The sequence below is a fragment of the Francisella orientalis FNO12 genome (genome assembly GCF_001042525.2).
Lineage (GTDB): Bacteria > Pseudomonadota > Gammaproteobacteria > Francisellales > Francisellaceae > Francisella > Francisella orientalis.
The window spans coordinates 1,638,806-1,653,194 of sequence record NZ_CP011921.2; the positions used below are offsets into that span (position 1 = coordinate 1,638,806).

Genomic DNA, 14,389 nt, shown 5'->3' on the forward strand with positions numbered 1-14,389 from the left:
AACCTTATTTATACAACTCATCCACATCAAAGTTTTTAGCGAACTCTTTAAAGTTAGTAACTTGCTGATCTTGCCATGATTGATCTTTACCAAGCTCCTTTGCCATAAGCTCTGCTACTACTGGAGCTGCAGCAATACTAGCTTTGATATCCAAAAACGCTGCCCTAGTACGACGTGCTAATACATCTTCAACACTCTTAGCCTTTTCAGCTCTCACATGATAAATCACCTCTGCCTGATAGTATGGTAAATCACCATGTAGCAACTTGTGATTATCTAACTCTTTTTGAATGATTTTGATATCTTCAACATTTTTGCCATAAACTTTTAAAGGATATACATCTTTTGGCTCAATAGCATCAACAAGTAACTCATCAGAAGTTTTGGATATTTTTTGAGCAATTTTTTTGGTTTCAATAAAATCTAAAACATCTTGCCCCATTCTTCTAAAGATTGTCCATTTACCACTAACAACTGTTATTAAGCCATCCTTTGACTCTACAATTTCATGTTTACGCGAGATTTTTGCTGTATTTTTAGCATTTTTTGGAGATACAAGAGGTCTTTGTCCACAATATACAGACTTAATATCATCAATAGTAGCTTTTGTTTTTGCATACTGATTAAATGTCTCTAGGATAAAGTCAATCTCATATTTTTCCGCTCGTGGCTCAATACTCGGAGCTTCCTTCTTTATATCCGTGGTACCCACTATTAGATGATTATACCAAGGTAAGATAAATAATACACGACCATCCTCTGTCTTTGGAATTAAGATTGCATGCTCGGTAGGAAACTTTTCTCTATCAAAAACAATATGTGTGCCTTGAGCAACCGATACATATTTATGAGAATCTTGCTGATTCGCTATATCTATAGTTTTATCGGTAAAAGTACCTGTTGCATTAACAATGTATTTAGCTGTAAATTCTTTTTGTTCGCTCGATAAAGTATCAATTACTTTTACAGTATCTAATTTTGAATCCGTTGAACTAAATATCTTTTCTACTTTATGATAGTTAAGAGCAACACCGCCTTTGAACTCAAAAGTTTTCATCAAAGAAATCAAAAGCCTAGTATCATCAAATTGACCATCATAATACACTAAGCTCTTTTTAAGTTTCGAATCTTCGATATTTGGCAAGATTGCTAATGTTTGTTGTTTGTTAAGATTATAGCTTTTACCAATTTTGTATTTACCTGATAAAAACTCATACAACTTAACACCAATTGTATATTTAACTGTCTCAAAATAACTACGCGTTGGTATTAGATAGGACTGTTTATGAGTTAAATGTGGAGCATTATGCAAGAATGAAAATCTCTCTTCCAAACCCTCTTTTACTAGAGCAAAATCAAAATTCTCTAGGTACCTTAAACCACCATGTATCAACTTAGTTGATTTTGAAGATGTACCTTTACCAAAATCATAAGCCTCTAAAAGCAAAGTTTTATAGCCTCTTGAAACCGCTTCAATAGCACAACCAAAACCAGTTGCACCTCCACCTATTATTATTATGTCGTATTCTTTTTTCATTTATATTTAAAATCTTTGTATTTAAAAACTATTTGCTCTCTTTTCGAGCCACCTTAGATCTAGCCAATAAAATATTATTCAGCCCAAGCCATACTTCTTTGAACTGCTTTTTTCCAGCCTTTGTAATCATGTGCTACAGTTTTATGATCTTTTTTCGGCTCAAAAGTTTTTTCTGTTGTAAGAATAGTCTTAAGTTCTTCTTTATCTTTCCAGAATCCTACAGCCAGACCTGCCAAGAATACCACTCCCAAACCTGTAATCTCACTAATTTTAGGCTTAGAAATTTCTGACTGTAAGATATCTGATTGAAATTGCATCAAGAAATTATTTTGCACTGCACCACCATCGACACGAAGACCTGTCAAATCAAGACCGGTATCTTCTTTCATACAATCTAAAATATCCTTTGCTTGATAAGCTATAGCCTCAAGAGCCGCTCTAATAATATGCTCACGTCCAGTATCTCGAGTGATACCAACAATAGTCCCACGAGCATACATATCCCAATATGGCGTACCAAGTCCAACAAATGCTGGTACCAAGTACACACCATCAGTTGAGTCTATTTTTGTTGCATAGTACTCACTATCCTCTGCAGAACGTACAAGACCTAGACCATCTCTAATCCATTGGATAACTGCTCCTGCAATAAAGACACTCCCCTCTAAAGCATAGGTTGGTTTACCATCCTCAGCCCAAGCGATTGTAGTCAGTAAACCAGCATCAGAAAATATAGGCTTGTCACCCACATTCATTAGAGCAAAACATCCCGTACCATAAGTATTTTTTGCCATTCCTTCTTCAAAACAGCAGTGTCCAAACAATGCTGACTGCTGATCTCCAGCAACTCCTGCTATTGGAATGCGCGCACCTCCTAGAGTGCTAGGGTGTGTATGTCCAAAATCACCACTCGAAGATCTAACCTCTGGCAACATTGATACTGGAATATCTAAATACTCTAGAACTTTTTTGTCCCATTCAAGTGTATTGATATTGAACAACATTGTTCTTGAAGCATTTGAAAAGTCAGTAGCGTGAACTTCACCCTTAGTTAAATTCCAGATTAACCAAGTATCAATTGTTCCAAAAAGTAAATTTCCTTTTTCTGCTTTTTCTCTAGCTCCGTCAACATTGTCTAAAATCCATTTGATTTTTGTGGCAGAGAAATACGCATCAACAATAAGACCTGTGTTTTTACGGATATATTTTTTAAGATCTTCGTTCTTGTTAATTTCATCACAAATATGCGATGTTCTACGACACTGCCACACTATAGCATTATATACTGGTTGACCTGTATTTTTATCCCAAACAACAGTTGTTTCTCTTTGGTTAGTGATACCAATCGCTGCTATATCTCTAGGAGAAACTCTAGCATACTCAAGAGCTTCTCTAACAATACTACTTTGTGATGCCCATATTTCCATTGGATCATGCTCTACCCAACCACTTTTTGGATAAATCTGTGTAAACTCTTTTTGTGCTATTTTTTTGATATTTCCTTTTTTATCAAAAATTATTGCTCGTGAACTAGTAGTACCTTGATCTATTGCCAATATAAATTGCTTGGACATGAAAATTCCCTTATAAAAAAATAATAAATTCCTAAAAAGATATTCTAAGCTTTTTTCTCTTTAATAAAAAGAGATAATAATACAGATAAAAGCATTAATATAGGCAAAATGAATAACGAATATTTAAAAGCTTCTAACTGTCCAAAGCCATAATTTTCAAAAAATGAAACCATATATCCAACAAATGGCTGAAGTACAGCACCACTTAAAGGTATAAATAAATTAACTGTAGCAATACCAGTAGCTATATACATTGGACTGATGTGTTGACGCAAAATTGTAAAATTAAGAACGTGAGCTGCTTGCATCCCACCCCATAGCACGCACAATATACACATAATTATTGGATTAACATGCAGATATATAACAGCCACAACGATAAATAAACCAAAAATTGAAGCCCATGTAAGTAAGGCTTTTTGTTTGTTCAACAGCGTTGCTACAACTCCCCATAAAGGGCTAAAAATTGCAATCCCAATAAATATCATCGACGATGCTAAACCAGCATAGTGCTCAGGATATCCATCCAAACTCAAGAATCTATAGCTCCATAAATCTGCAAAAATAGCTGTCGTACCATAAATTGTGAAACAGAAAAATCCATTTAGTAAAATTTGCTTTATCTTAAAAACTATAGGAATATCTTCAATCTTGGTATGAGTGTCAGCTAATTCATCAGTATCAGTCTGATTATGAGGTTCTTTAAATGGTATGAAAAACAATACACTTAAGAACATAATTATTGAAACAACAAGAATTCCAGACATTATCACTTGAATACTAAAATGATTTGTTAAAATCACTAATGGTAGCCCCGTAAGAGCACCTGCACCATACATAAGCATCTGAGTCGCGCCCGTGAATAGCGGAAAAGTTCTTTTAGGAAGCCATATAGCTATCGCTTTTAGCGCAGATAAGAAAGCAAAACCACCGCCAATACCAGCTAATACTCTATATAAAATAAGATACTCTGGAGATGTAGCCATAGTTGCGATAAGAACCCCTATAGAGAATATCAAAGTACTTATTGCCATAATCTTTTTGACTCCAAATTTATCAAGCAAAATACCAGCTGGAAGCTGTGAAGCAACATAAGCCCAGTAAAATGCCGAACTTAGTACGCTAATTTGTTCTGCTGTTAAATTATATGGAGTTGTAGAAAAATCATTATAGAGTGAATTTCCTGAAGCTCGAATTATAAACTCAAGCGCATAAAAAAACGCGCATATAAACCATATCGTAAAACCGGCTCTTGTAATTTTTTGCATAATTTGAATACACATTGAACTAATGTATGAAAATTATGCTCCAAAAGCCTTTATATGTAAATAAAATAATATCAACTTAAACTAAACTAAATACTCTACAAAAAACCACTAAAAAAATAATTTAAAAATTCCACTCAAAACCTGTCTTTAACATTTTTGAACCTTTATACTGAGCTCCATCAAACCCTGTAAACATATCCTTATTACTAGCCATTTCACCTGTTAGATTATATTGACCCTCTAAGAGTAATCCAAAATTATTAGATACATTATATTTAGCTCCAGTCCGGCTACTTGCAAAAGCAGCTATTCTAGATCCTGTATCATAAGCAGAGTTAACATTATTTAATTGATAAGGATTAGCTCCGAGCACTGTACCGCCATAAAGTTCAAACTTATCATCCCACATTTTTTTAACAAGCTTGGTTTCTTGTGTATAGAACGTAGTATCTTTAAGATCTCCCATAGATCCCTAAGCTACCAAATTAGTAGAGCTAGTATATGCATCAAAAACAAGACTATCAGTAAATTCAATAGCATTATCTGAGACACCTGAAAGAAACTCTGAAGCATTATCTCTATCTATCACATCATTACCACGCTCAGTACTTGGTCGATTAAAAGCATCATTTGCTGTTATGTAATACTTACCAGTTTTTGGATCAAGCATATTATCAGAGTAACCCATAAAAAACTTAAGAACAATAGAGTGAAAACTATCCTAACTTTCATAGATAACAACCTCCTTCTCAAAAATTTAATATTATCATAATAGCGTTCAAATTAAAGTATGTTAAAAAAAGTTAATTAGACATTTATAAATCAAAAAGTTAAACTCAAGTTATGATTTATTGATTCTAATTTCAATGCAAAAGCTTAAGTTATCATTAATACTGGTTGTCGGAATCAGTTTTTACTGTTATGAGTTCTTCTTGAGAATACTCACTGGCGCATATCAAGAACAAATAGTTGGACACTTTAATATCTCAACTCATATTGGATTTTCTTTTTTAGTGTCTAGTTATAATATTACATATCTACTGATGCAAATACCTGCAGGAATATTACTTGATAGGTATGGTAGTAAAAAAGTACTAATTGGTGCTACGATTCTTTGTGGGATTGGTAATATTATTTTTGTCTCAGGGGGATATGAGTTAGCATTATTCGGTAGACTGTTAGTTGGACTGGGCTCTTCATTTGCATTTATTGGTGTTCTGAAGCTTACTTTAGAGAATTTTGAGTCAAAGTATTTCCCGATTATCACAAGTCTTGTTATATCTTTAGGTACTCTTGCAGCAGCATTTTCTCAAAACATAAGTGTAATTATCTCTCACTATGACACTTCTTGGATAAATATTTTTATCTATTCTGGTGTAATAGCTTTACCGTTAGCTATATTTTTTCAGCTTATAATTTCGGATGAAAAATATTCTTCTGCTCTTATGCCCAAATTTAGTGAAATACTAAAAAGAGGTAAGCAACTAATAAAAAATAGTTTAATCTGGAAAAATGCAATGTGGGCAGGACTGCTATATACGCCTACAGTGATTTTAACATCGCAATATGGAGTACTATATTTCAAACAGTCTTATGGTTTTGATAGCATATATTCAACAACCATGATAACCGCCATTTTTGTTGGATGGATTATTTTCTCTCCAATAATGACTCATCTATGTAATAAATTTAGCGGTAAAAAAATTATAACTATTTCAATAGCTGGGATTTTATTAGTATCTATCCTAATTAACGCACAATTATTCAAAAATTATGCAATTAGTATAGCATTCTTATTTGGAACTTTTTCAGCATCACAAGTTCTAGTATGGTACTACTTTAATAAAATATGTCCGCCAAGTTTCGCTGCGGTTGGAATTACTATCACAAATATGCTCATAACGTTAGTCATAGAAATTGGACAACTTAGTGCTGGACTCGCTATTGATAGTGGCGATCACTTTAATATAAGTGCAAATACAAGTATAACGATTGCTTTTGGCATTGTTCTAGCTTTAGCATTTATTATCATGATAAATATGCTCAAAAAATCAAAAATTACTCTTAAAGTTTAGATATTATGACAAGCCACATAAACATCGTCCTTGATCGATATTAAACTTGGATGCTCTTTCTTACAGATATCTGTAGCTATCTTACATCTTGTATGAAATGCACAACCTTTAGATGGATTAATAGGAGAAGGTAATTCTGATTTTTCTATTTCAATTGTTCGTTGTCTAGCTAGTTGTGGATCTGCAATTGGAATAACATTTAGGAGTACTTTTGTATACAGATGCACAGGATTATTATAAATACTTTGTTTAGGAGACACCTCAACCAAACTACCAAGATACATCACAAATAATCTATCAGAAATATGCTTAACTATACTCAAGTCGTGTGCAATAAATAATATCGTAAGTTTAAAGTCTTTTTGTAGTTCTTTTAGAAGATTTACAACTTGTGCTTATATTTATACATCTAACGCACTAACTGGTTCATCACAGATAAGTAGCTTTGGCTCGCAAATTAATGCCCTTGCGATACCTATCCTTTGGCACTGACCTCCAGAAAACTCGTGTGGATAACGATACATCTGCGATTCATTAAGACCAACTTTTTCATCATTTTAAGAACTTTTTCATCAACTTCTTTTTTACTCAGATTCTTATTAAAATTAATAAGAGGCTCTGCAATAATATTTCTGACTACCATTCTTGGATTAAGACAAGCAAAAGGATCTTGGAAAATCATCTGAATATCCCTTCTTACACTTAACCACTGTTTATGTGATTTATACTTGTGTAGAGGGTGCTCACCTTTCCAAATAACCTCACCAGTAGTGATCTCGTTAGGCCCAATCAAGGCTCTTAATAGAGATGACTTACCACAGCCAGACTCACCAACTATACCGATAATCTCGCCTTCTTTGACATAGAAACTGACATCCTTTACAGCTGTAACTTTTGGGGTGATTTTGCCAGTGATTGTTTTTTATAGGAAATTCTACGGTGAGATTTTTGACTTCTAGAACATTCTTCTATTTATACTCCTTAACAAGATGGCACGCTGTACGTTGATCTGCATATGACATCAATTCTGGATTAATATCTCTGCATATATCTATAGCAAAATCACATCTTGTAACAAATGGACAACCTTTTGGCATATTATGAATATTTGGCGTTTCACCAGGAATAGTCTGTAATATATCAACATCCCTTGTAATGCTAGGCATTGTATTTAGCAGACCTTTTGTATACGGATATTACGCATTTACAAAGATATTATCTACTGTACCCTGCTCCATAATATTGCCACAATACATAACCATTACATCATGACAAATCTCAGCTACCACACCCAAATCATAAGTAATAAATAACATCAACATGTGAAATTCTTTTTGCAAATTAGACAATAACAGTAAAATCCGACATTGAACTGTAACATCTAGAGCTGTAGTAGGCTCATCAGCAATTAGTATTTCAGGTGAATAAAGTAGTACCATAGCAATTATAACTCTTTGGCGCATACCCCCAGAAAACTCATGTTGATATAATTTAAGCCTATTCTTTGCATCTGGAATTTGCACTGCATCCAACATCTCTAGGACTTTTTTAGTTGTATCTTTGTGAGACATACCCTTATGTATTGTTAAAGGCTCCAAAAGCTGATATCTCTGACAGCAGAAAATATACCATCATCAGTCTTAAATCCGACATTTAAATCTTTAATCTGAAGTGCTAAATCTTTCATTATCTATCTCTTACTCTTTGGATCTAGTGCTTGTCTCATTGCATTACCAACGAAATTTAGAGCTAGAAGTGTTATAGTTAAAAAAGCAGCTAGATAGACTAATAACCACCAATATCCCATAGTTATATATGACGCTCCGTCACTTATCATCTCACCCCAATCTGTCATTGGTGGTTGCACACCAAGCCCTAAGAAACTTAAAAAAAGCTGATAACATAAGCACTGTAGGAATTGTCAAAGTGATATATACAATAATAATCCCAATGAGGTTTCTGATAATATGCTTAGTGACAATCTTACGATTAGTAAGATCACTAACTTTGGCAGCTTCAACAAATTCTTTATGTCTAAGTGCAATAGTTTGCCCACGCACAACTCTAGCCACATCAAGCCAAGATACCACACCGATTGCAACAAATATAAGTATAAAGTTTCTACCAAATAATGTGACTAGCAATATTGCAAAAAATAAAAATGGTAACTCATACAAAGCATCTACAATTCTCATCATAAACCCATCTATTTTACCTCCAATGAAGCCTGCGAAAGCATTGGTGCTGGTTGAAATTGATTATTTGTGAAATTTTCTTTATACTATTCCGCTGTATTAGCAGGGAGTGTATTATAAGGTGAGACTTTCTCCTCCAGCTTTATAATTCTCCAAATCGCTAGTAACATCATTAATTATTAGATATTTTACCGAATCAATACTTACATTTTTAGCATCCCAGTAATTAGGAGACTTCTCTGCCAAAGCATAACCATTATGCACCCATTTTATTAGCTTATATGCGCCATTACTTATGATTGTATCAGGCTTTACCGCCCAAGAGTCACCATACTTATCTATTGCCTTTTTATTCACCGGGAAAAATACATATATAGTAAGAGAGTCTAAAAATGTTGGATTAGGTTCTGTGAGTTTGATCTGTAGAGCATATTTATCTAGGGCTTTTACTCCGAGTGACTCTGGAGACTTTTTGCCTGCCTGAATAGCTACAGCATTTACAATCGGGTTAAAATATGAAGCATAAGCACGTGTTAAAGTCTCTAGTGTTACAGATCTTCTGTATGAGTAGACATAGTCATCTGCTGTCACAGGATCACCATTAGTCCATTTAGCATCCTTTCTTAGATAGAACGTATAAGTCTTACCATCTTTGGATATCTTCCAACTAGATGCCCCGTTGGAATAACCTCTGACTTCTGATTATAATCAACCAAACCTTCAAAAATATCCTCAATTACTCTACTCGAACTATTATCAGAAGATTGTTGTGGATCAATTGATGGCATATCAGAGCCTATATTTACAACTAGTTGATTATTATCCTTTGTTGATTGTCCAGATAAGGATCAGAATTTTTATCCAAATCATTTGAATAACTAGCTAAAATAAGCACACTAACCAAAGATGGGAGTATTAATGTCTTCTTGAACATAATCTAATATGAAAAATGTTAATTATTTCAATCTAAACTATCAATTTTTAAAACGCAATGATTATACATACTAGGATTGTATATTTTTTAAACCTTAACAAGATTAGCAATATCTACCAATAAAATCTTCTGACCGACATCTACACCAAAGTCTACAGTATAAAACTCTTTTGAACCTTGAGATTGTGCTTTGATAAAAATTCCTTTACCAAAAACTTTATGGAACACCTTGTCTCCTTTTTTGAACTTATTACCTTTCGTATCATTTGACTTAAGAAAGTCAAAAGGAGATACTCCAAAATTTGATTTTTGTTTTAACTTTGGTTTATTTTGAGATCCTACAGTTAGTTTACCCTCATTAATACGTTCAGAGTCTATTTCCATAAGAAAGCGTGATTTGACTTGGAAACTACTTCTGCCAAAGATATTACGCACTTGAGCATAGCTAATAGTTAGAGCCTTCATAGCTCTTGTAATGGCCACATAAAATAAACGTCTCTCTTCAGCCAACTTTTCTTGAACTTTTTTAGATTCAGCACTAGTATATGCTTCTTCAGCATTAATAATCGAGTTAGGAGGAAATACTCCTTCTTCTGCCGCCACTAAGAAGACATAGCGAAACTCTAAACCTTTTGATGCGTGTATTGTCATTAACTGAACACTATCTGTATTTTCATCAGCTTGCATCTCACCAGCTTCTAGCACCGCAAAAGACAAAAAGTCTTGTAGTATATCAGTATTATCATCAAGTAGCTCTATCTGCGGTTCAAAATCTTTAGCCGCACTTATCAACTCTTTTAAGTTATTAATTTTTTGATGGTCTTTTTCAGTATCCTTCTCTTCGTATGACGCCAATAAACCACTTTCGTTGATTACCATTTCAAGAAGCTTATCTAAACTTAAGTCATTTATTTGTGATGAAATAGTATTTATAAGCTCTATAAACTTTAATAGAAGAGATGCTGTTCTTTTTGTTACAATTTCCTTTTGGACAATATCTATAGTAGCTTGCCAATATGAGACATTATTAATCTGTGAGAAATTTCTAATTGTATCTAAGGTTTTGTTGCCAATCCCTCGTGTTGGTGTATTAATAATTCTCTCAAATGCTAAGTTATCATTACTTGTAACAGCTAATCTTAAATATGCTAAGGCGTCCTTGACTTCAGCTCGATCAAAGAAACGAAAACCTCCATAAATCCTATAAGGTATACTTGCATAAATACAACTCTCCTCAAGGACACGCGACAAGTAGTTTGAACGATATAAAATTGCTATATCAGAATAGTTAACTCCTGTATCATGTAATTGGCGAATTTTATCTATAATATATTTAGCTTCATCACGCTCATTAACTGCACAATATACTTCAACTTTTTCGCCATCTTCAGCAGCAGACCATAGCTCTTTTGACATTCTATTATCATTATTTTTGATTACAGAATTAGCTACTTTCAGAATATTCTTCGTTGAACGATAGTTTTGTTCTAATTTTATAATTTCAACATCATTTAGATCTGCGACATATTTATGAATATTATCAACAACGGCACCACGCCAACCATATATTGACTGATCATCATCACCAACTGCCATCATATAGTTATTATCTGTAACAAGTAACTTCAACCACATATATTGGACTTGGTTAGTATCCTGAAACTCATCTATCAAAATATATCTAAATAATCTCTGATAGTATTCTCTAAGCTGTTGATTAAGAGAAAACAGCTCATATAAATACAAAAGTAAATCAGCAAAATCTAAAGCATTATCTAACTGCAACCTCTCTTCATAAGCAATATAGATATGAGCATAATTAATATCATACTGCTTTGTTAATTTGTTACTACGAACAGCCTTGTCTTTTTGCTTATTAATAAAATTTTGCAATAATTTTGGTAGATACTTTTTATCATCAAGATCTAAACTTTTAATTACTTTTTTGATTAATTGAGCCTGCTCATCTTGATCAAGAATTCTAAAGTTCTTATCTAGGCCTAATTCATGAGCATGCTTACGTAATAACCTATGAGCAATACCATGAAAAGTACCTATCCACATACCAAAAGTTGAAATCCCAAGCATCTTCTCAACTCGATGTTGGATTTCTTTAGCGGCTTTGTTTGTAAATGTTACAGCTAGAATATTTTCTACAGATACTCCTTTATCACGACAGAGATATGCTATGCGAGAAGTTAAAACTTTTGTTTTGCCACTACCCGCTCCAGCAAGTATCAAAGAATTACGATCCTCTAGCAAGGCCGCTTTTTTTTGTTGGGGATTTAACCCTGAAAGAAAGTCTTTATTAGACATTAAAATCAATATTTTATATAACTAGATAAACAATATTTTAACAAAAAATATTCTACTAATGTGAAGTTTCAATAACTAAACTTACTACTGTTGTGAGTTAGAGCTAAATAATGCGCTTGTGAAGTTTTTTGCGTTAAATACTTGTAAGTCATCAATTTTCTCACCAACACCAATAAATCTAAGTGGAAATCCCATTTTCTTAGCTATTGAGAAGACTATCCCACCTTTTGCAGTACCATCAAGTTTAGTGATTGTTATACCCGTTAGGTTAACAATCTCATTAAATGCCTCAGCCTGACTAAGAGCATTACCACCAGTCGTAGCATCTACAACAAGCATTGTTTCATGAGGCGCAGAATCATCTACTTTTTTGATTACCTTAACAACTTTTTTTAGTTCTTGCATCAGATTGTCTTTATTATGTAAGCGTCCCGCAGTATCTGCTATTACGACGTCGATACCTCTAGATTTTGCAGAGCTTATAGCATCATAAATAACTGACGCGCTATCAGCTCCTTCTTTTTGATAGACAACTTGCGTATTATTTCTATCGCCCCATTCTCGAAGCTGCTCAACTGCTGCTGCACGGAAAGTATCTCCAGCTGCTAATATCACTGATTTACCTTCAGACTGTAGTTTTTTGGTAAGCTTACCTATAGTTGTTGTTTTACCTACACCATTTACACCGACAATAAGTATTACATAAGGAGTATTTTCATGACTAATCTGCAATGGTTTCTGACACGGCAAAATAATTTCTGTCAGTTTATCTTGTATTATTTCATTAAGCTTATCTGCTGTTTGAAGTTCATTTCTCGCAACTTTCCCGCGTAAGTATTCAATAATTTCATCAGTTGCTTCAACACCAACATCAGAGGTTAAAAGTTGCATTTCGATACCTTCTAAGAGCTCTTCATCGACCACCTTTTGACCCATAAGAATGGTGCTTAAGCCACTTCCAAACTTACTTGCTGTCTTTGATAGACCTGATTGAAGTCTTGAAAATAGTCCTTTTTTATTATCTTGTTCCTGAACTCTTTCTATCTCAGAAGATGATTGAGTTTCTTTCTTTTTTTTAAAAAACATCACTATACTCTAAAAAAATTATTATAAAATTTGACTACTCAAAATACTTATCTCTAAGCTTTGCTATTTTTTGATGTAAAGGATCAAACATGCTCACAATATTTTTAGATTTGATAAAGTGAACCTCTCCTTCAAAAGCAATCTCGTCGCCTGCTTGAGCATAAACTTCTAAAAGCTTATAACGCAAATCAATATTATTAGGATTTTTCTCTAAAGAATCTTGAATCGTTATACTTGCTTCAACATACTTTTCACTATCTAAAAATTGCTCAACAAGCTCATTTACATATTGTAGCTCTTGCTCAGCTTGTTCTTTAGCATCTATCTCTTGAATTTCTGAATCACCACCATTACTTAAAAGTGATTCATCAGTACTAGTTTCAAACACAACTCCTCGCTCTGTTTTAACTATAATATTATTATCTCTATCCGCGTATAAATCATTTGCAATTTCAGCGAACTCATCACCTTCATTGATATCTAAATTATCTTGATTATTATTTTCAGAATCCTCTAGATTAACCTCTGCTTGAGCACCAGAATTAGCCTTGTTAGCATTATTGAAAAAGTCAAATTCTTCCCGAGGGCTATCATGAGATCTTCGAAAGCTATAAAACTCATTGCCTGACACAACAGGAGAAATACGTGACATCAAATGATCACGTTTCTTTCTTGATATGATTTCAAGCTCTTGCTCTTTTTTTGTACTTCTTGTTTCCCAAAATCTTCTACCAACAATAATAACTACTGCTAAAACTACAACATAAACTATAAATTTAAATAAAGATCCTAAAAACGAGAACGAACTTTCCTCATGAGACTCATTTTCTTGAATATCTGTTGGATTTATTTGGCTATCTAAATTACTCTTATATGATTGCTGAGTATTTTCTTCTCCAGGGATCAAAGTTGGAATTTTATCTTCACTTAATACATTTGGAGTTGAAGAACTATCAGACTCAGTATCGCTTGAAACCATTGTTTGATCACCAAGCTTAGGAGTAGTTGACACAGAAGAAGGCTGATTATATGAGCCTTGAATCATCTGGTTTCTTGTTAAAGTTAGACCATCCTCAACTTCGCCTTTTGTAGTAGGAATCGCTAGTTTATCACCAATTTTAATTCTATTATCAACAATTCCTAGAATTTCTGACTTATTTATGCCTTTCATTGCATCTGTTAATTCCGAAGTACTTACACCACTTATTGAATGACTTTTGGCTATCTTATATAGATAGTCATTTGACTTGACTGTGTATATTTCCATTGCAAAAACTGGCATTGCCATAGCTAATGCACATCCAACAGCAATAACCTTATTGATACCCTTAAACATCTAGCACCTTAATAGAATAATGAATAAATACTTAAAAATTATAGCACATTTTTTCCACTTAAAAAGTA

The 14,389-nt window shown here is 33.5% G+C and carries 12 protein-coding genes and 3 pseudogenes; 1 reads left to right on the forward strand and 14 read right to left on the reverse strand.

The window, feature by feature from the left end:
* Positions 1-4: 4 nt before the first annotated feature.
* The 4 genes and pseudogenes from FNO12_RS08455 to FNO12_RS08470 all read right to left on the reverse strand — a co-directional run bounded on the left by FNO12_RS08455 (position 5) and on the right by FNO12_RS08470 (position 5,111).
* A complete protein-coding gene (locus FNO12_RS08455) occupies positions 5-1,537 on the reverse strand; it encodes a glycerol-3-phosphate dehydrogenase/oxidase (RefSeq protein ID WP_014714672.1) in 1,533 nt (510 codons plus the stop codon).
* 74 nt (positions 1,538-1,611) lie between these two features.
* Positions 1,612-3,111 carry a glycerol kinase GlpK gene (gene glpK, locus FNO12_RS08460; RefSeq protein ID WP_014714671.1) on the reverse strand — a complete coding sequence of 500 codons (1,500 nt, stop codon included), beginning with the start codon at positions 3,109-3,111 and terminating at the stop codon, positions 1,612-1,614.
* A 44-nt stretch (positions 3,112-3,155) separates the two neighbouring features.
* Positions 3,156-4,379, reverse strand: coding sequence for an MFS transporter (locus FNO12_RS08465; RefSeq protein WP_014714670.1), 1,224 nt, complete (start codon positions 4,377-4,379; stop codon positions 3,156-3,158).
* Between the two features lie 121 nt (positions 4,380-4,500).
* Positions 4,501-5,111: pseudogene (locus tag FNO12_RS08470) on the reverse strand (hypothetical protein).
* 134 nt (positions 5,112-5,245) lie between these two features.
* Between FNO12_RS08470 and FNO12_RS08475 the strand changes: the two are divergent.
* Complete coding sequence (locus FNO12_RS08475; protein ID WP_014714669.1) at positions 5,246-6,454, forward strand: MFS transporter; 1,209 nt, start codon at positions 5,246-5,248, stop codon at positions 6,452-6,454.
* On the opposite strand, the gene FNO12_RS11795 is transcribed toward FNO12_RS08475, so the two are convergent.
* From FNO12_RS11795 to FNO12_RS08510, 10 genes and pseudogenes are all read right to left on the reverse strand, one after another.
* Complete coding sequence (locus tag FNO12_RS11795; RefSeq protein WP_367888644.1) at positions 6,451-6,777, reverse strand: oligopeptide/dipeptide ABC transporter ATP-binding protein; 327 nt, start codon at positions 6,775-6,777, stop codon at positions 6,451-6,453. The two genes, FNO12_RS08475 and FNO12_RS11795, sit on opposite strands and share 4 nt — an antisense overlap.
* Positions 6,778-6,855: 78 nt before the next feature.
* Positions 6,856-7,370 (reverse strand): annotated as a pseudogene (locus FNO12_RS11800) (ATP-binding cassette domain-containing protein).
* A gap of 52 nt (positions 7,371-7,422) precedes the next feature.
* Positions 7,423-8,141: pseudogene (locus FNO12_RS08485) on the reverse strand (ABC transporter ATP-binding protein).
* Between the two features lie 3 nt (positions 8,142-8,144).
* The gene (locus tag FNO12_RS11180) at positions 8,145-8,309 is read right to left on the reverse strand and encodes a hypothetical protein (protein WP_231138728.1); all 165 of its coding nucleotides are present in this window, start codon (positions 8,307-8,309) and stop codon (positions 8,145-8,147) included.
* Positions 8,293-8,652 carry an ABC transporter permease subunit gene (locus FNO12_RS08490; RefSeq protein ID WP_231138729.1) on the reverse strand — a complete coding sequence of 120 codons (360 nt, stop codon included), beginning with the start codon at positions 8,650-8,652 and terminating at the stop codon, positions 8,293-8,295. The genes FNO12_RS11180 and FNO12_RS08490 overlap by 17 nt, the downstream gene beginning before the upstream one ends.
* Before the next feature lie 111 nt (positions 8,653-8,763).
* Positions 8,764-9,309: an ABC transporter substrate-binding protein gene (locus FNO12_RS08495; protein WP_233418152.1), complete on the reverse strand. Its 546-nt coding sequence runs from the start codon at positions 9,307-9,309 to the stop codon at positions 8,764-8,766.
* Positions 9,273-9,437 (reverse strand): hypothetical protein, encoded by a 165-nt coding sequence (locus tag FNO12_RS11185; protein ID WP_014714667.1) that lies wholly within the window; start codon positions 9,435-9,437, stop codon positions 9,273-9,275. Before FNO12_RS11185 ends, FNO12_RS08495 begins: the two co-directional genes overlap by 37 nt.
* A 233-nt stretch (positions 9,438-9,670) precedes the next feature.
* Positions 9,671-11,899 (reverse strand): UvrD-helicase domain-containing protein, encoded by a 2,229-nt coding sequence (locus FNO12_RS08500; protein ID WP_030005764.1) that lies wholly within the window; start codon positions 11,897-11,899, stop codon positions 9,671-9,673.
* A gap of 84 nt (positions 11,900-11,983) precedes the next feature.
* On the reverse strand, positions 11,984-12,985 hold the full coding sequence (gene ftsY, locus FNO12_RS08505; RefSeq protein WP_030005765.1) for a signal recognition particle-docking protein FtsY: 1,002 nt from the start codon (positions 12,983-12,985) through the stop codon (positions 11,984-11,986).
* A 34-nt stretch (positions 12,986-13,019) separates the two neighbouring features.
* On the reverse strand, positions 13,020-14,321 hold the full coding sequence (locus tag FNO12_RS08510) for a LysM peptidoglycan-binding domain-containing protein (RefSeq protein WP_014714664.1): 1,302 nt from the start codon (positions 14,319-14,321) through the stop codon (positions 13,020-13,022).
* Between the last annotated feature and the right edge of the window lie 68 nt (positions 14,322-14,389).